Genomic DNA, 19,511 nt, shown 5'->3' with positions numbered 1-19,511 from the left:
GAAGAGCCATACAGTTATTAACTGTGTGGCTCTTCTTTTGGTTGGCGTTTATCGGCATAGTCGTCCAAACAGCGTTGACATATGCAGGATTTTCGGCGCTGCTCTGGCGGAATGCGGTCAAACACACCCTCGGGGAAAGTAGCCCGGTTACACCAGCATTCCGAATGAGGATGTCCTGCGGCATAGGAACAGCGATTAGCTTCCCCGCATAATGGGCAGACAAGAACATCGATATGGATGTGCTCTTGATCGTCTTGTTCTGCAGACATACAGTTCTTCCCTCCCTGTGGAATAGCTACGAGCTGAAGTTAAACATACTGGTCCCAGTATAACAGAAATGTGCTTGTGATTATGGATTTCACTGTGTATATATGACTTCCAGTTCACTACATCTGTTTCTCCCATCGGCTATTCTTCAGGCGGTAATTCGATCTGTAGGCCTTCCACATGTTTGCGTCCCATCAATTTACGTTTCTTTCGATTTTCCTTTGTTTCTAGCACAATGTCCAAGTCATAATCGTCACCTGGATAAAGCTCATCGGCAGATATATGCAGGGTCAGGCGTTTCTTATGGATTTTTACTTTGCGTCCCCGCAGCATGACCCCGATATTTCCACGGCTATCCTCCACATCACAGACGATGCCCGACTGATTAAGATAGGCCGCATATACCCGATCTCCTTTGCGAAAAGTTTTGGCAGGAGCAGGAGAATCCGACTCTCTGGTTGTTGTCTTTTTGTGGAGAGCGATTGAATCCTTTGAATGCTTCGACTGGTTCTTCCTGGATAACTCTGTTGGGCCGTCTGCTTCTGCAACGGAACGATCAGGCGTCAGGGCCGGATTTTCCAAAGGAGGTGACGTGAACACGAATGTACGATTTCTCGAAATACTTTGATCTGACAGGGACTTGGATCGCTCGATAATTCGCTGTGGCATGCCCAGCTTTAATGCGATGGAATAAGCATAGCTCTCACCAGCTTCTCCGATACGCAATCGATACAGCGGCTGGAGAGAAATGGTGTCAAATTCCATACGGGCATTTTCGAATCCTGGCGTGGCAGCAGCAAAATGTTTGATTTCACCAAAATGTGTTGTCGCTACAACGGTTGCTCCGCGGCTGTGAAGTTCCTCCAGCATGGCGATAGAAAGTCCGACGCCTTCACCGGGATCTGTGCCGGAAGCCATCTCATCAATGAGCACCAGAGTTGATGTATTGGCCTGTTCCAGTATGCCAATCATATTGCGAATATGTGCGGAAAATGTACTTAGCGCTTGTTCCATACTCTGTCCGTCACCAATATCAACCGCTACCTCGTTATAAACAGCCATCTCGCCACCTTCCTCTACCGGAATAAGCAAACCGGATTGCATCATCAGGGTTAACAAACCAAGTGTTTTGAGTGCGACCGTTTTACCCCCGGTATTCGGGCCCGTAATAATGAGCGACGAGTATGTTCTGCCGATGGCAAAATCAAGGGGAACCATGGAAGAACCCATGAACGGATGACGTGCACGTTGAAGGCTGATTTGGCCTTGTGTATTGACTCGAACGGTACGCCCGTCCATGGTGGCCGCATATTTGGCTTTGGCAAACAGGAAGTCCAACACACCTACCGTTTCGGTGTTCAGGGCGATTTCACGGTTATACGATTCGGCCAGGGAGGTTAAATCACCGAGAATCCTCATCTCCTCTCGGGACTCCTCCGCTTGTAGAGCGGCCAATTCCATCTGTAAACTTACTAATTCAACAGGTTCGATATATACGGTTTGCCCGCTCCCGGATTCATCCAGTACACTGCCTTTCACCTGTTTACGGAACTCTTTCTTAATGGGCAGAACCGTTCTTCCTCCCCGTTGGCTGATGACATGTTCCTGCATAATGGAGCGATGTTTACTCACCAGAGAATCAAGTTTTCGTTTCATGCGTTCCGCATTAACCGTTATTTTTTTACGAATTCGAATCAGTTCCTTACTCGCCTGATCCTGAATGCTTCCACTATGGATGCAGCGCTCAATCTCACTCAGCAAAGGTTCGATTAGAATCATGGATGCTGCATAACGACTGACGGTGGGAGCGGCCCCGGATTTGCCCTCCATGTATTTCATAAGTTGTGCACAGCTTCGCAGGAACTGAGCGAGATGACTGAAGTCGCGTTCACTGAATAGATAACCGGTGCCAAGCAGATCCATAATGGTCTCCATTCCGTCGAGTGACGGGAGGGGGATGCTGGCTCCGAAGCGATTCAACGCAGCCGCTTCTGCTGTTTCTTCCAGGCGAATCTGAATCAGGTGAGCATCTGCCATCGGTTTTAGTTCTCTGGCATAACGTTTGCCCAGATAAGACAGGGCGCAGTCTGCAACATTTTTTTGAATTTGTGGATAGCCCAAACTGTTTAATGTGTTCTCATTCATGCGTAATCTCTCCTTGAATTTGAATTGGGATTTCAGTTGACGCGCTGAAACATATTCCTGGAAAACGCAAAAAGGGCGGAGAATGAACAAACGTCATTCTCCGCCCTAAACGTATGGGAAAGCAAAGTCCACTACAGGTCTATATTAAAAAATCCGCGCTGAACACAGCGCGGAAATAGACCCGGACAATTACAATCCCGGAGGCGATTTATGATATCCGCTGTTCTTAACTAAGCACAGGGATCTGGCGCATCATGAAATACACGTATGCCATATGGGCACAAGCGCAATGAAAGGCCAAACTCCTGAATATGAAACTTGGTTAGTTAAGAACATTCACCGACATTAAAAATCTCTCCTTTGATTGAGGAATATGCAACCAATATAAACTGGAAATTGGTTTGAAGTCAACCTTTAGAATAAATGAGTGGACTTGAATAAGAATGGGTTTTAAAATAACAATAGTAAATTAATCCAATGAAAGCGATTTATTTTAATAAACATACGTATAAAGGAGGATGCTCTTCTTGCCTAAGTATTTACTGCGTTTGCTCTGTTTTACCCTGATCCTCGGAGCCCTTCCGGTCATTGTTATTGGTTCGGTCTCGTATACGATTGCATCACGTGACATTGAACAGAAAGTGCGTGAGAGCAATCTTCAGATATTACATCAGACCCAAATGAGGGTAGAACAAGTTCTGCGCAGCCTGCAATTATCATCTATCCAGTATGTTAATTCGCCCTTGGTACTACAGGCGATGAAGAAACCACTAGACAGCAGCGAGTTTCAGGAGATTCGTGATCTGACATCCGGTTTTAACAACTTGCAAGCGGTTACGAACATTGACCAAGCCTATCTGGTTAATCTGGATGAAGATTGGGTCGTTTCGATGCGTTCTTTTGGCAAATTGGATGATTTTAGCATTCGAGACCGAATTGGCTCCTACCTAAGTTATACCAACAGCCTGTTCTGGGTCACTCAGAATGCCAGTTCAGCCAAAGAAAGTGTACCTGTGTCAGCAGGTATGGGTGAACTAACACCCGAACAGGCACCTGCGCTTATATCATCGGATAATGTGGTCAGTATGGTATTCAAAATCCCGATGATACCAACCAATGTGAAACCAAAGGGATTTCTTGTGATTGATATCGCCGATACGGAACTGAGTACCTACTTGAGCCGAAATACGAATTCTGGAGATATGTACGTTCTGGATCGGGAGCAGAAGTATTTTCTGAACGATATGCAGCAAGGCGGGAAATATGACGCGCTGAATAAGGAAATTCAGGAAATGGTGCAAACGACGGGCCAGCCAGAGGGTTTCTTCAGTGCGGAGGTGGAAGGTAATCAAGTGGCGGTTAGTTATAGGCAATCTCCTCTCAATGGCTGGTTATACGTGTCCGTTGTATCTCTTGGACAGATTACAGCCCAGTCACAAAAAATTGCATTGGTTACCGGTATCGCTACACTGGTCATGTTATGTGTAACGGGATTGTTCGCCATATACGGCAGTCGGCGGATGTACTCACCGATCTCCAGACTGCTGCAATTTACGAAGGGGCTGGATGCTCCAGTTGCTCCATCAGGGCGACGTCAAGATGAATTTATCTATATCGAGGAGCAGCTGTCAACGTTGTTCAGTTCGGAGAAAACGATGCGTGAGCAGATGAAGGGGCAGCATGTGCACCTCCAGGAGTTTTTTATGACCAAATTGCTGACAGGCAAAATCTCGGAAGAGGATTTCAGATATCAGGGAGAATTGTACGATTTCCCGACAGGGTGGGCGAGTCTTGGCGTACTCATGCTCCAGATCGATACCTTGGAAGGGACACGATATGAGGAACAGGATCGCGATCTGCTGCTGTTTGCTGTCAACAATATGGTAGGTGAGCTCCTTCCTTCGGCAGTTCGGTTCACCCCGGTCATGCTGGATGATGCTCAGGTCACCGTACTTGCCTCCGAACTGACGGATGAGGTGAAACTGAAGGAATGGATGCATACTCAGGCAGACTGGATTCGCGAACGTGTCGTGACCTACCTGAATCTGCCCGTAAGTATTGGCATCAGTCGTTCTTACGCTTGTATCGGAGATACGCCAAGAGCGGTTCAAGAGAGCCGAGAAGCTCTGCAGGGCAGGGTAAGTCTGGGCAGCCGTATTATTTTGCATTACGAGGATATTCAGCCACGTGGTCAGATGGAGGCCGCGTTGTATACCCAGTTACGTATGATCGAGGATCAGCTCGCTTCTGCGCTCAAGCAAGGAGATGAAGAGAAAACGGACGCCTACTTTAAGCAATATTTGGGACTGCTTGCAGACAAAAAGCTTCATTTCAGTGAATACCCCGTCATTATGGTTCAGTTATTGTCTCGTGTATATCAGCTTGTACAGGAGCAAGGCGGGGATGTAGCCGAAGTACTGGGTGAAAAAGCATCCATGTCACATTTGCTGAAGTTGTCCACATTGGACGAAATGACCAATTGGTTCCGCAAGCGGCTGTTCCTGCCCGTCATCCGTTTCTGGCGAGAACAGGAAGAATCCCAATACATGAATATTGCGAGACGCATGATTCGCTTGATCGAGGAACGTTATGATCGTGAATTGTCGCTGGAAGCCTGTGCCGCTGAGCTTAATTTTCACCCTGTCTACCTAAGTCGGGTATTCAAGAAAGAAGCAGGAGTCAATTTTACGGAATATCTTGCAGAGTATCGTATGGAAAAAGCGAAGACCTGGTTGCAAACAACAAATCTTAAAATATCGGAGATTGCCGAGAAATTAAACTATACCAACCCAACCGCATTTATCCGTACGTTTCGCAAAATCACAGGAACAACCCCCGGCAAGTACCGGGAGCAGCAGCGATAAAACAAACCTGCTCTGCCCGCCATGGCAGGCAGGCTTTTTCATGTTCGGCTGAAGGAAGCAGACCGCTTTTCTCCATGAAGTTAAGACAGGAATATAGAGGTTGAAAGCAGTTCATTGTGCCTTTGAATTCTGTGAGAGAAATGAGCTAAACCGTTGCTACATAAGGAAAAACAAAAGGCTAAAACGAGACGATAGCCAGTCATTCGTTTATCCTCCACAATGAAGACATGAATTCAGGAAGTGATATTTTGTAATCGTTTCCAATGTGGGGAGGAAGACAATATGAAAGCCGAAACGGCGGCTCGAACACGGCCCGCTACCCGCAGTGACAAAAACCTGCTGTGGAGGGACATTATCAAAAACCGGTGGCTGTATATCATGTTAATACCGGGTGTGCTTTACTTTGTTATTTTCAAATACATACCCATGTATGGCATCACGATGGCTTTTCAGGATTACACGCCTTACAAGGGCATCTTGGGAAGTGACTGGGTAGGATTCAAACATTTCCAGCGTTTCTTCGGAGAACCGCAGTTCTGGACATTATTTCGGAATACGTTTTTGCTAGCCATTTATAACATTGTGTTCTTTTTCCCACTGCCGATTGTACTGGCACTCATGATGAATGAAGTTCGCCGTGAACGCTTCAAACGATTTGTACAAACTCTCGTTTATGTTCCACACTTTGTATCCTGGGTTGTTGTTGTTGGTGTGTTCTACATGCTGTTCACAACTGAGGGTGGTGCGATTAATGAATTGCTCTATAACCTGACAGGACAAAAAGTGGCGTTCCTGCTTGAACCTGGTTGGTTCCGAACGATGATTGTCGGACAATCCATCTGGAAAGAAGTTGGTTGGGGCACAATTATCTTCCTGGCGGCGCTCTCCGGTGTGGATACACAGCTCTATGAAGCTGCACGGATTGATGGTGCCAATCGCTGGCGCCAAACATGGCACATTACGCTGCCGGCCATTCGCAGTACAATCGTCATTTTGCTCATTCTGCGTCTGGGCAATTTCCTGGATACAGGGTTTGAACAGATCTTCCTGATGCTGACTCCGACAAACCGGGATGTGGGCGAGGTATTCGATACCTACGTGTACACGAAGGGGCTTACACAGGCACAGTACAGTTATAGTGCTGCTGTCGGGTTGTTCAAATCGGTTGTCGGGCTGGCGCTTGTCCTTGGTGCCAATACGATGGCCAAAAAATTCGGGGAGGAAGGCGTCTACTAACCTCGGGTGCAGACGTTCTTCACCAGACAGGAGTGAACATTGATGCAACAGGATAAAACGTGGGGCAACCGGATCTTTGATATTCTCAATCATGGCTTGCTGCTGTTGATTGGAATCGTGACGGTCATCCCGTTCATTTATATTTTGGCCGTCTCGTTTACAAGTCCGCATGAAGTGGCTAAGGGAGGATTTATTCTTTTTCCAAAAGAGTTCTCTCTGGCTGCGTACCGTTACATTTTCTCTACAGATACCTTGATTCGCAGTCTGGGCGTATCGATCTATATTACGGTGATTGGTACCTTCATTAACCTGCTGTTTACATCACTTATGGCGTATCCGCTCTCCAGAAGATATTTGCGTGGACGCCAGCCCATATTGCTGGGTGTATTGTTCACGATGCTCTTCAGTGGCGGGATGATTCCAACCTACTTTGTCGTGAAATCCTTGCACCTGACGGATACGTTGTGGTCACTGATGTTACCTACCGCTATTAGTGCATTTAACTTGATTGTACTCAAAAACTTCTTCCAGGCCATTCCCGACGAATTGGAGGATGCAGCCAAAATTGATGGATGTAACGATGTCAGTGTATTGTTCCGGATTGTACTACCGTTGTCCATGCCAGCGATGGCGACATTTTCACTCTTTTACGCGGTGGCTCACTGGAACAGTTTCTTCAGCGCTGTTATCTATATCAACGATAGTGAAAAGTGGCCTGTCCAGGTCTGGCTGCGTGAGATTGTCATTCTGGCACAGAGCCGAATCGGAGACACAAGTATCGAAGAGACCGAGATCCAGCCGCTTACCATTCGTATGGCCGTTATCGTGTTCTCCACGATTCCGATTATGCTGGTATACCCATTCCTGCAAAAGCACTTTGCCAAAGGAGTGATGCTGGGTTCGGTGAAAGGTTGAGTCGGCAGATGGTTCAAAGTCAGTTCAATATGACTGCATAAAAAAAGGGAGGTTTTCATGTTATGAAAGCAACAAAAAAGAAAGCCGTAGCTGTCTTGAGCACACTGGCACTGGTGACAGGTTTGCTGGCAGGATGCGGATCAGACGAGGGTCAGGCTGCCGAGGGCGGCGTACAAAATGTGTCCATAGCCATTGCACAGGTGGGTGATGTGCCAAGCAAGGGCAATGAAGTTCAGCAAAAGATTGAAGCGTATACCAATACCAAACTGGATATCCAGTGGATTCCGGCTTCGGCCTACAATGACAAAATCAATGTGATGATCGCTTCAAGTGATATGCCGAAAATTGTGAAAGTGCAATATAACCCAACGGTGACCAGCGCGATGCGTAATGACGTGTTCTGGGAAGTGGGGCCTTTGCTGAAAGACTACAAAAATCTGTCGGCACAGAACGAGCGTTTTTTTGACAACATCAAGGTAGAGGGCAAAATCTACGGGGTTCCTGTATTCTCGGATATTGCGCGGGCTACAGTGATCTATCGCAAGGACTGGTTCGAAAAGCTGAATCTGAAGGTGCCAACCACACCGGATGAATGGTATGAAACGATCAAAACACTGGCAACCTCCGATCCGGATGGAGATGGTCAGGATAATACGTTTGGACTGATGCTTTTCAAAAAATACAATGAGGACCAATATTCCTTCACGACTCGCCTTGGCGTAAGTTTTGGTGCACCTAACAAATGGAAGGTCGAGGATGATGGCAGCTTCACACCGGAATTCATGACACCGGAATATATGCAGGTGTTAGATCTGCTGAAACGTTTGTACGATGAGAAACTGCTAAATCAAGATTTTGCTGTATTCGACTCTACGGAAGCGGAGAAAAAGTATGATTCTGGTGTTGTCGGTATTCGTGTTGGTGTTGCTCAGAATGGAAAAAGTCAGCAAGAGCGTCTGTCCAAAAACAATCCGGATGGTGTAGTGGACATCGCTGGTTTGCTTGGTGCGAACGGAGATCGTGTTGCAGGACAGACGGGTAACTCCGGCATTCTGGCATTCCCTAAATCAACGGTGAAATCGGAAGAAGAACTCAAGGATCTGCTCTCCTTCCTCGATAAATTGATGGACCCTGAGATGGCTACCCTGTTGATGCGTGGTATGGAAGACAAACATTATACCAAAGTGGGCGAAGATCAAGTGGAGATGAGTGACTTCGATGCATTCCAGCGTGAAGTGAAACCTTACCGTGACAACCTTCCTTATGTGGAAGGATATAACGTACCTAAATTGAAGGATACCGAACTGGGTGAAAAAGGTACGGCACTTGCCAAGGAACTGGCGGAGCACGCTGTGCCAAACCCTGCGCTGACGTTATATTCTCCAACGTATGGTGACCGCGGGGCGGATCTGGATCAGGTGATTGCAGATGCACAAACCAAATACATCATGGGCAAGATCGATCGAAGTGGCTGGGAAAAGGAAATCGAGAATTGGGGCAATGCGGGTGGAAACAAGATTCGTGAGGAATATGCCGAAGATTACAAAAAACAGGCTCAATAAAGAGCCGGAAGCGGAGGCTTGATCATGAAGGAAACACTGCAATTCACATCGGTGCGCATGGCACAGCAATTCATGGAAAGTTATCGCAACCATGAGCTGTACGCCACTTGGCATTATGAGAACGGCTGCTTTTTGAAAGCACTGGAGGAGCTGTATACACACACGGGGGAGCAAAAGTACTTTGACTACATCCGTGAGCTGATGGATCATTTCGTTCAGGAAGATGGCTCCATTCGATCCTATACGATCGAGGAATATAATCTGGATCAGATCAATCAGGGAAAATCACTGTTCCTGTTACATGAGAAAACGGGTGAAGAGAAGTATCGCAAAGCTGCGGAGTTGCTTATGACTCAGCTTAAGGGACAGCCACATACGAGTGAAGGCGGGTTCTGGCACAAAAAGATTTACCCTTTCCAGATGTGGCTGGATGGATTGTACATGGCTACTCCGTATCTGACCCAGTATGGCGTAGTGACGGGTGAAGAGAAGTGGTTTGACAAGGCGGCTCTGCAGCTCTTGCTGGTGGAGCAACGTACACGTGATCCGCGTAGCGGTCTCTTGTACCATGCCTGGGATGAGAGCAAAGAGCAGCGCTGGAGTTCGGGTGAGACGGGATGTTCACCACATGTCTGGAGTCGGGCTATGGGCTGGTATGTGATGGCGGTTGTGGATACATTGGATCATCTGCCGGTAGATCATCCGCAGCGTGGGCAGATTGTGGGTATTTTCGAACGGGTAGCAAACGCACTAGTGCATGTGCAGGATCAACAGACCGGACTATGGCCACATCTGCTGGATCAACCGGGACGTGAGCGGAACTATCTGGAGGCTTCCGGGACCTCGATGTTTGTCTATGCATTGGCCAAAGGTGTGCGCAAAGGATATCTAAGTGGCAAGTTCAAAGCGGTTGCGGAAAAAGGATATCAGGGTCTGCTGCAGCATCTGTTGCAAACGGACCGTGAAGGCGTGCTGTCCTTGACGCAGTGTAACGGCGGAGCCGGTCTTGGAGGAAGCCCGCATCGCGACGGCTCCTATGAGTATTATGTGACCGAGTCCATTCGGATCAATGATCCGAAGTCGGTCGCTCCGTTCATTTTGGCAGGGGTAGAGATTGAACTTTACAAGTCCAACTAACATGTACATGAGAACGTAGAGGGCAGAAATAACTTGAGGAAGCGAAGCGTTCGCCTAAAAGCTTTCTGAAAGAAAGCTGCATCGGAAGCATAGGCTTATCCCCGGATTTTCCCCTTGTTTAGAAGGGAATCAAAAAAATCTGGGGATAACAGCGATCTGAAGGTTGTTCTGTCATCGGAGTGGTCTGTGTACATAACCTTATCCAAAAGGAGAGATGGTTCATGAGTCCAAAAGGTCCAATGTCCCGTTTAGGCGGAATCGTTGTAATTGGTGCTATGTCCGCTGGATTGCTTGCAGGTTGCGGGGGAGAAAAAGCACCTGCTGTAGGGGAAGGTAAACTTCCTATTTCCATCTCTTTAATGCAGGTAGGTGATATACCGGCCAAGGAGAACGGGATTGAAAAGAAGATTGAGGAATATACAAATACGGATGTTAATGTACAGTGGATTCCGCAGTCTGCTTTTGATGATAAGGTGAATGTTATGGTTGCTTCAGGCGAGATGCCGACCATTATGCGTGTGAATTATGTGCCGACAACATTTAATGCCGCCAAAACGGGACTGTTCTGGGAACTGGGGCCTTACTTGAAGGATTATAAAAACCTGTCTGCCCAATCCGAAGCTTATTTTAACAATATCAAAATTGAAGGCAAGGTTTACGGTATTCCGAACTTCCGGGATATTGGACGGACTGCGATCGTATATCGCAAGGACTGGTTTGATACGTTGAAGCTGGATATACCCAAAACGCTGGATGACTGGTATGAAGTGATGCGCTCTATTCGTAAGGATGACCCTGATGGGAATGGTAAGGAAGATACGTACGGTGCACTGCTTTTCAAAAAGTATAATGAGGGTGTCTCGTCCCCACTGACGCGGATTGCTGTAAGTATTGGCGGTGTTAACAAATGGGGAGTGGATGATGCCGGGAAATTGACTCCGGAGTTCTTGACCACCGAATATGTGGACACAATGAAACTCTTCAAGCGACTGTTCAGCGAGGGACTGATTAATAGTGATTTCCCTGCCTTGGACCCTTCTGATGCGGACAAAAAAATGGATTCAGGCCTGGTTGGCATGAAGCTGAATGGTGTGGCTCAGAACGGAAAGTCCTCTCAACAGCGGCTTACGCCTAACGCTCCAGATGGGGAGATCGATGTGGCTCCATTCCAGGGAACCGATGGTATTCGCATCGCCGGGGAGCCAGGGAACTACGGAATGCTGGTTATCCCGAAGGCATCCGTTACGGACGAAGAGCAATTGAAGCAGGTTCTTACGTTCCTGGATCAGTTGATGGATGAGGAATTGAGTACGTTGCAGCTCCGTGGATTGCTCGATGTGCACTACAGCAAGACTGCTGATGGGAAAACCGAACTCAAAGATTTTGACGCTTATCAGCGTGAAGTGAAGCCATATCGAGATAATTTGTTAAGTATTGAAGGGTATAACGTAGCTGAACTGGTTGATGTTCCCATTGGTATGAAAGGTACAAAGATGGCGCGTGAGAATGAGCAGTATGCCATTGCCAATCCGGCACTCACCTTGTCATCGGCAATCTATACCGAGCGTGGTCAGGAGCTGGATCAGATGATCTGGGATGCGCAGACCAAGTACATTATGGGGAAAATCGATGATGCTGGTTGGGAGCAGGAAATCGCAGGCTGGAGAAAAGCTGGTGGTGATCAATTGATCACGGAACTCGAAGCATCCTATAAGGAATTAAACGGGAAATAAAGCTGGCTGATATAAAAAAAGAGTTGATCAAATGGAATGATATGGTTTATTCTATGAGTGAGTTCATTTTTCCAATATTATAAAAAAAACCACACCCTTAAAGCATAAGGCTATGAATCTGCGGATTCATGGCCTTTTTTTTGTGTTTTAGGCGAATGAAGTGGGTCTACGGAAGGAGGCGCGCACACCTTGAAGTGATGGGGATAGACGAAAAATAATACCAATAGCCTAGGTCAACATGGTAGAATATTGATTATTATGGCAAATTTAGGTTTTGGTTATGAAGAGAAGTGACTAGGTTGACCAAGTAAAGCATCCCCATACTAAGGTACATAGGAGCGTGAGTAGATTGAAGAAGCAGATTGAAGGTCACGGGAAGAAGAAAAAACGGAACGTGTGGATCGTCGGGTTGTTAACGACAGCTGTATTGGCAGGAACACTATTGCCCGTTGGCCCCGTACATTTGACGTCAACAGCGAATGCTGCATCGGGAACAAGTGATACTGCTCTTAGCAAGTTCAAGGATATCAAGGGCCATTGGGCTCAAGCAACGATTGCCAAAGCGTATGAAAAAAACTTGATCTCTGGTTACCAGGATGGAACGTTCCGTCCCAATGGCAAAATCACGCGTGGGGAATATGCGACCATACTTGCCCGTGCGACTGGACTAGAGAAGGTAGAGGGGCAGAATCTCTTTGCTGATCTCAAGGGACATTGGTCTGAAGCCGCGGTTAGCCAACTTGTCGGACAAGGATTCATTAACGCTGGCGATTATGCCAAAGGGTTCAATCCGAATGCGGAACTGACACGTTATGAGATGATGAAATGGATTGCCAATGGACTGATCAAGTCCGGAGCCAGCTTCCAGGATGCTTTTAACGATACAAAAAATACGCTGCTCCCCACACCGGAAGTGAACCGCGGCACCATTCGTGCCGAGCAGATTCCGTATCTTGCTCTCGTTCGTGGGACAGGCATTGTAGGTGGCTTCCAAGATGGCACATTAAAACCTGCGGATTCCACCACTCGTGCAGAAGTATCGGCCATTTTGCTGCGTTATATGGATGTGGAGGGCACGGATGCGGGGAAGTACAGTGATCTGAATGAGATGAGAGAGGTTGGCACGACAGGGACGAATTTAATGACAGTATCAAATTACAAATATATTAAAGGTAACTTCGGAAATATAGTTAACACAGAGTACACGTTGAAAAATAATGTGGGAGTCGTAAGGTACCATAGATTTATCGTAGTGGATACCCGAGGGACTAAGCCCAAGGGACTGTACGCCACGTTATTTGTAGATCAAAATAACTTGACTAGGGCACAAAAGGGACGCTTCTCTACCTACGCTGAGATAACGTTTACTTCAAAACTTGATAAGTCAAATCTTTTAACTATTGCTAGAGCGAATGATAATATAGCTATTCCAATTCAACGATTATTTAACGTGAGCTATTTGAAAGAAAAAGGGTTTATTACTTTACCAGACGATTCAAACGCAATGTTGAAGCAAGGGGTATCTACCAAATTTTGGTCATCGCATACTCTGGATCCTGTAAAGGGAGGATATATGTTGAAGAATGATGCTGGTAAAGAAGTTCAAATCTATCAATAGAACTTTTGGTGGTGTTTAAATTTAATATTAAACGTTATCTATTAGGTGGTTTTAAAAGTTTATATAGAATCTTAGTAATTATATTTATGATATTACCAGTCTTTTACTTCACTTTTGATACTCTTAAAGCTAATGCCGTAGAAGAACAATATGGTTCCAAATCCATGAAAGGGCCAGCAGTAACAGTTGATGCAAACCCAACTCAAGGAACACCGGGAGTTTACTGGTATCAACTTGATTCAGGAGAATTTAGGGCAGAATATCAAGGCACACACAAAGATGTGGATAACGGAGGAACTGATTATGATGCATACCCTGTAAAAACAGAAATTCCTGATAATGTTGATATGAGTAGATGGCCGCCACTAAGTTGGAAGCCATATAGAGGTATAGGAATTGATAAGGAAATGGTAACTGATATTAAGTTAAAGAACGATCCTGATGGTGTAAAATATCAACAGGTAAATAGTTATGAAGGAATAGGTAGTCCAAGAGTTACAAGTGAAAAAAATGCGGATCTTAGAACATATACTGGCAAAGGGTTTGAGTTCTTTGAAAGGGAACCTTATGGGACTAGGCCAGGCAATAAACCCAAATATAAGATGGTATACCACACCCCTGTTAGCATCTTCTGGGAAGGTAAGATTCACGAAGAGAAAGAAATCGATGTAACTCCAAATAAAACCCTTACCCTAGGTCAAACTCAGCAGATGGAAGCCAAGGTGAAGACAAAGGGCTATGGTGCGACAGCCTTTGGTGAGGGCATCGATGTATCCCGCAGAGAAGCAGAGATCAAATGGTTTTCTTCTGACGAGACAATTGCGAGTATAGAGTTGAAAACAGGGATGTTAACGGCCGAAAGTCCGGGCACGGTCACTGTGCGTGCAATCTGGAACAATGGTACATATCTGATCTCGGATACCGCCACCATAACAGTCACATCTGAGCCAGGACTCGTTGTGAATCTGCCGAATGCTTGTAAAGCCAATACGACACCTCTACAGGCAGAAGCAGTTCTAACCAAACCGGATCGCTCTGTTCATAAACTGACGGCTCATCCCAAATTGACGTGGCAAAGCTCGAATCCGGCTGTGGCAACGATCGGCGCTGATGGCAAAATCACGACCAAAGGGATCGTGGGTAGCACTACCATAAAAGCTCATTTTCTTGATTCTGCTCAGCAACTGGATGAACAAGGGACTCAGGTGCTTGAAGTGAAGGACTGCACGGATAATGGAGAGGGTGGTAATGATGGCGATCCGGGGGGTGACCCTGCGAACACTTGCCCTGTGACCATCAGCCCACCGAGTAGAGGCACGGTTATTGAAGCATCGGTTATAGACCCGTCTGTTCGAGGTGTGTTGAAGGCAGACGAGCGTGGATCTGAGAAGTTCGATGTTACCCGTGGTATTCCAACTTCGGAAGATCTCTATGCCAATGTTTTAGCCAAGGAATATCTGTTTCAGCACCGTTGGATTAACATGACAGGAACGGTGACTTACACCGTTAAAGTGAAAAGGGTTTATCATAAAACCTGGACGATCCCGGGAAGAGCCTCTAGTGGTGAGGGGGACCCAGGAACACCTCCTGAGCCCAAAGAACTTGATGTGCCCGGGGATAGAAATATGCAAGTAACACGGACATATAGCTATTGGCAGATCGATAACCTAGAGGTCTACAAGGTAAATGAGGCAAAGGTATCTAACTATGCACTAGGCGGTTATGGTGATACCGTGACCCTTATGCCCAATGCATATACACCACCGACTTTGCAATCGGCTATGGATACTGCGATTACCAATCATGTGAAACCTGCGCCATGTCGAGAAATTGATCTTGGCATCAAAGGGGTTCCGGGTGGTTCGGCTGAACCGCCTACGCCAGATGAAACATCATTGTTTCAATCCAAAGCTGAAGCGGAGGTTAGAGAAAATACCGTCAATAATGACAAGGTAACCTTTAATGGAGCGACGATTTTGGACCCTGCTCCCGTGGAAAAAACAGCTCCAAGACCTGGGACGATCCCCCAGCCTGGCATGATCGGAGACGATGTTCTGTACCAGAACCGGCTTACGATCAAGAACACGTTGATGAACAAAGCTAACCAGCCAACCACGGGTGAGATTACGTATGGACTTCTCCCTGGCAATGTTAACGGAGGGCAGGATCAGAAGTTCCCCATTCTGGGCATTAACTCGGTTACAGTACATACTCCAGTTGTGAACTATGCCTGGGTGTCAGATGATCAGCCTCATAATCAGAAGACTACGCCTGATCCGACCAGAGCTGCACTTATTTTAGAGCGCCCATTCATTGTACGAATCCCAACCTCAGGTCAACATTTGGATGTAGCAAGTTATCCTGGGTATGGAAACCATGATTATGCGAAATATTTCCGGATCAAACAGGTTCGTTTTCCATTCGATGTCTATAACGGTGCCAGAAGTCAGTTTATTCCGGCCAAGACATGGGTGGATATTCCGGTAAATCAGTTGGACACCCCTTTTTATCTTCCTGTATGGGTAGATGAAGGGAATTACCAGGTTGAGTTTCGAAATATCGCCGAAAATGCACCTGCAAACTTCACAGAACAACAGGATGCGAACACCAATCTGACCCATCATGTCGCAGCAGATACCGTTGCTGTAGAGGTTATCGGACGATTGTATGATTTTCACATCACTGATATTTCAGACTACAACTGGGAGAATGTGTTCCGTAAGCGGATGGGCAGCCCCGAACCAACGGGTGTAAGCTACTGGACCGGAGAAAACCGTATAGACGGAGATCCCCGAGGTAATTTGGCTCCCTATGTCCTGCCTATTCGTCCCGGCAGTCATCCGGTACAGGGGTTCCGAAATGCAGCGGTGAAGACGGGTTACCATTTCAAGTTTGATCTGAAAACCAAGGGTAATATGTTTGGGAAACAGGATGGTATCCGAATCACGCCGACGTTCTCTTTTGTGAGTAAAGATGGCACCACCCGGCAAGAAGTGGATTTATACTACCATCGAGGACAGGAACGACTCATTCGTATCGGATCGGCACAAGATTTAGAAAAACGCTTTGTTGTCCTGAACTCACGGTTGCGGAATGTCCCCGGTACTGAGTTAGGTGATACAGCGCGTTATCAGTATACCTATGAACTGTCAGCGGAGGAACGCAATCAGGGTACAATGGCGGAACATATGGTTCGTTTCGTGGATCAGACCTCGCATCATAAAACGTGGGTAGGTCGTTATGACTGGATGATTCTTCCTTCACAGATCCGTACACTCATTGGCCCAAAAGCAGATATCCCCTCCAGTGTTAATGTGGATCGAGCGAATGCAGCGATTCAGCGCTGGTATGGGGAATATAGCTTGCCAGCAGATGTATATGCTGTACCCAAAGGAACCGATCTCGAGTCGCTTGCCAGACAAAACCAGTTGGATGAGAAGGCAACGGTATTTCTGAGGAACGGTTACATTGCGGTTAACTTCAATATCGAAACATTGCGCAGTGGCAATACGAGTGCACCGCATCTGCAATATATTCATGCACCGTTGATGAATCAATGGCAAATGGAAGGTTTTGATAACAGCCCGGTAGATGGTCAGGGAAAAAGCTGGCCGATGCAAGATGGGGACGTGGTTTTGTACCACGCCGATCAATCCAGCCGGAATGATTTCCAATCCCAGGTACCGCATTAGGGAGATATCGTTTTATCCATAAAGAAGGCAGGCGTCATGTGAATCTACATGACGTTTGTCTTCTTTTGTGTAATTCGGATTATGGTTGGGTAGCAGAACGGGTATAAAGGGTAAGGAGCACTCGTACCATCCATGTTCATCAATTTTCTCAACGAGAGGGGAACAACACATATGATTGAAGAGGATAAGCAGGAACTATTGATTTCAGAAGATACATACCAAGGAAGAGATTTAGGTGTCACATTTGGAGCACAAACCTGTCACTTCAAAGTCTGGTCGCCGTTAGCTGTTCAGATGGAACTACTTCTGTACCCACCTTTGACAGGGGGGAGCCCGGAGGAAGAGCCCAATCAACGGAAACAGCAGGCGTTACCTATGCAAAAGAAAGAACAAGGCATCTGGGTTCTGGAACTGGAGGGTGATTTAAGTAGCTACCGTTACATGTACAAGCCTACTTTCGAAGATGGACATTCAACCCATGCTGTAGATCCCTACGCACGAGCAGTGACCATGAATGGAGAAATGGGTGTAATTGTGAGACTGGAGCATACACATCCGAATGGATGGAGTGAGGATATTCGCCCGGAATTGACCAGTTCTGTAGATGCAGTCCTGTACGAACTGCATGTACGTGATTTTTCCATTCACCCATCATCTGGTATAACGAATAAAGGCAAATACATGGCTTTCACCGAGACGGGTCTGCGTGATTCGGAGGGCAACACACTGGGGATCGATCATTTGGTTGAACTCGGGATTACCCATGTGCATCTGCTGCCTGTATTTGATTTTGCGACGGTGGATGAATCCAAGGTGGATGGTGATACGTCTGATGGCTCCAACTATAACTGGGGATATGATCCGCTCCATTACAATGTCCCGGAAGGTTCCTATGCATCACGTGCAGATGATCCGGAGACACGAATTCGTGAGTTCAAATCCATGGTGCTTGCCCTTCATAACAAGGGAATAGGTGTCATTATGGATGTGGTATATAATCATACGTTTGATACGGCAGGCAGCTCTTTTGAAAAACTTGTACCAGGGTACTACTATCGTCAAAACGCCGATGGGACCTATAGCAATGGTTCAGGTACGGGCAATGAGGTGGCTACTGAACGCACCATGGTTCGTAAGTTTATCATCGACTCGGTCCGTTACTGGGCAGAGGAGTACCATGTGGACGGTTTTCGATTTGACCTGATGGGTCTGATCGACACAACTACGATGAAACAGCTTGCAGCGGAGTTGCACACCGAAGTGTCACCTTCCATATTGTTATATGGTGAACCATGGGGCGCACTGGATTCGCCGCTTGGTGATGATATGACCCTAAAAGGAACGCAACGCGGGGCGGGTTTTGCTGTGTTTAACGATAATTTTCGCGGAGTGATCAAGGGAGACAGCGATGGCATGGGTACGGGATTTGCGACGGGCGCGGACGGGAAAGAAGACGAATTGTGGACTGGCGTCCGGGGAGCCATTCAGGATTTTACGGATGGTCCATCCGAGACGATTAACTATGTAACGGTGCACGATAATCTCAACCTGTGGGACAAAGTCGCACGTACACAGGGACTCCACGATACCTTGAATTTCCTCACCTATGACGAGGATGGAAGCATTCGTGGATGCCAGAGTGTGGAAGAGGCAGTAGAGAAGGCTAAGCCTTACCTGCAGATCGATTCGGAACACATTCTGGAGAACGAGACCGTTAGGCGTAGTCTGCTTGCCAATGGTATCGTTCTAACCTCCCAGGGTGTTCCCCTGATCGCGGCTGGAGATGAGTTGCTTCGTAGCAAATATGGGGATGCCAACAGCCACCAGAGTGGAGACGTGGTCAATGCCATACACTGGGAGCAGAAGAAGCTGTTCAAGCCGGTATTTAATTATTATCGTGGGCTGATCCGTCTTCGGCGAGAACATCCAGCCTTTCGGCTTCGTACACGGGAAGAGATCGAGAAGTATGTTCGTCTAATAGAAAAAGGCAATGGGCTGCTAGCCTATGAACTGAACGGTACAGCAGCCAGCGATTCATGGGAACGTATTGTTGTCATCTATAACGCGGCAAAAGAAAACCGTGATATCGCTGTTCCCACAGGGACATGGAATGTGATTGTAGAGAAAGGACAAGCAGGCGTTGATACGATACGTACCATACAGGACGGACAGGTACATGTGAATGCGATATCCCTTACGGTGATGTACTCCAATTCCTAATGAACGCAAAGCTTGCCAAGAATCGAACGGTCCAATCAAATTTAATCAAATAAATTGAGATAAAACAAATCCTCCTTTCTCGTAAGAAAGGGGGATTTGTTGATGCGTCAGAGACCATTGCC

General features: G+C 46.8%; 11 protein-coding genes. 9 read left to right on the top strand and 2 right to left on the bottom strand.

The window, feature by feature from the left end; translation table 11 throughout:
- Positions 1-17: 17 nt before the first annotated feature.
- Positions 18-269 carry a cysteine-rich CWC family protein gene (locus tag MKY66_RS23000; protein WP_076212388.1) on the bottom strand — a complete coding sequence of 84 codons (252 nt, stop codon included), beginning with the start codon at positions 267-269 and terminating at the stop codon, positions 18-20.
- A gap of 139 nt (positions 270-408) precedes the next feature.
- Positions 409-2,412: a DNA mismatch repair protein MutS gene (locus MKY66_RS22995; RefSeq protein WP_076212386.1), complete on the bottom strand. Its 2,004-nt coding sequence runs from the start codon at positions 2,410-2,412 to the stop codon at positions 409-411.
- 527 nt (positions 2,413-2,939) lie between these two features.
- Between MKY66_RS22995 and MKY66_RS22990 the strand changes: the two genes are divergently transcribed.
- The 9 genes from MKY66_RS22990 to pulA all read left to right on the top strand — a co-directional run bounded on the left by MKY66_RS22990 (position 2,940) and on the right by pulA (position 19,389).
- Positions 2,940-5,276, top strand: a complete 2,337-nt coding sequence (locus MKY66_RS22990; protein WP_179088541.1) for a helix-turn-helix domain-containing protein — start codon at positions 2,940-2,942, stop codon at positions 5,274-5,276.
- A 282-nt stretch (positions 5,277-5,558) separates the two neighbouring features.
- Positions 5,559-6,512 (top strand): sugar ABC transporter permease, encoded by a 954-nt coding sequence (locus MKY66_RS22985; protein ID WP_076212382.1) that lies wholly within the window; start codon positions 5,559-5,561, stop codon positions 6,510-6,512.
- A 42-nt stretch (positions 6,513-6,554) separates the two neighbouring features.
- Positions 6,555-7,427: a carbohydrate ABC transporter permease gene (locus MKY66_RS22980; protein ID WP_076212380.1), complete on the top strand. Its 873-nt coding sequence runs from the start codon at positions 6,555-6,557 to the stop codon at positions 7,425-7,427.
- A gap of 62 nt (positions 7,428-7,489) precedes the next feature.
- Positions 7,490-8,989, top strand: coding sequence for an extracellular solute-binding protein (locus tag MKY66_RS22975; protein WP_076212378.1), 1,500 nt, complete (start codon positions 7,490-7,492; stop codon positions 8,987-8,989).
- Positions 8,990-9,013: 24 nt separating this feature from the next.
- Positions 9,014-10,126, top strand: a complete 1,113-nt coding sequence (locus tag MKY66_RS22970; protein WP_076212376.1) for a glycoside hydrolase family 88 protein — start codon at positions 9,014-9,016, stop codon at positions 10,124-10,126.
- Positions 10,127-10,347: 221 nt separating this feature from the next.
- Positions 10,348-11,859 (top strand): extracellular solute-binding protein, encoded by a 1,512-nt coding sequence (locus MKY66_RS22965; protein ID WP_083657156.1) that lies wholly within the window; start codon positions 10,348-10,350, stop codon positions 11,857-11,859.
- A 349-nt stretch (positions 11,860-12,208) separates the two neighbouring features.
- Entirely contained in the window at positions 12,209-13,477 is a 1,269-nt protein-coding gene (locus MKY66_RS22960) for an S-layer homology domain-containing protein (protein ID WP_076212374.1), read from the top strand.
- Between the two features lie 602 nt (positions 13,478-14,079).
- The gene (locus MKY66_RS22955; protein WP_339806071.1) at positions 14,080-17,169 is read left to right on the top strand and encodes a DUF5704 domain-containing protein; all 3,090 of its coding nucleotides are present in this window, start codon (positions 14,080-14,082) and stop codon (positions 17,167-17,169) included.
- 171 nt (positions 17,170-17,340) lie between these two features.
- Positions 17,341-19,389: a type I pullulanase gene (gene pulA / locus MKY66_RS22950; protein WP_076212370.1), complete on the top strand. Its 2,049-nt coding sequence runs from the start codon at positions 17,341-17,343 to the stop codon at positions 19,387-19,389.
- The last annotated feature ends 122 nt before the right edge of the window (positions 19,390-19,511 follow it).

It is taken from the genome of Paenibacillus sp. FSL R5-0766 (genome assembly GCF_037971845.1).
Lineage (GTDB): Bacteria > Bacillota > Bacilli > Paenibacillales > Paenibacillaceae > Paenibacillus.
The sequence above is the reverse complement of the archived record's forward strand: the minus strand, read 5'-3'. Positions and strand labels throughout refer to the sequence as shown.

Excerpts from the sequence above, each read along its gene's own strand:
- MKY66_RS23000 (WP_076212388.1), bottom strand. The coding sequence starts at position 269 with ATGTCTGCAGAACAAGACGATCAAGAGCACATCCATATCGATGTTCTT.
- MKY66_RS22995 (WP_076212386.1), bottom strand. The coding sequence starts at position 2,412 with ATGAATGAGAACACATTAAACAGTTTGGGCTATCCACAAATTCAAAAA.
- MKY66_RS22985 (WP_076212382.1), top strand. The coding sequence starts at position 5,559 with ATGAAAGCCGAAACGGCGGCTCGAACACGGCCCGCTACCCGCAGTGAC.
- MKY66_RS22980 (WP_076212380.1), top strand. The coding sequence starts at position 6,555 with ATGCAACAGGATAAAACGTGGGGCAACCGGATCTTTGATATTCTCAAT.
- MKY66_RS22975 (WP_076212378.1), top strand. The coding sequence starts at position 7,490 with ATGAAAGCAACAAAAAAGAAAGCCGTAGCTGTCTTGAGCACACTGGCA.
- MKY66_RS22970 (WP_076212376.1), top strand. The coding sequence starts at position 9,014 with ATGAAGGAAACACTGCAATTCACATCGGTGCGCATGGCACAGCAATTC.
- MKY66_RS22965 (WP_083657156.1), top strand. The coding sequence starts at position 10,348 with ATGAGTCCAAAAGGTCCAATGTCCCGTTTAGGCGGAATCGTTGTAATT.
- MKY66_RS22955 (WP_339806071.1), top strand. The coding sequence starts at position 14,080 with ATGGTATACCACACCCCTGTTAGCATCTTCTGGGAAGGTAAGATTCAC.
- pulA (WP_076212370.1), top strand. The coding sequence starts at position 17,341 with ATGATTGAAGAGGATAAGCAGGAACTATTGATTTCAGAAGATACATAC.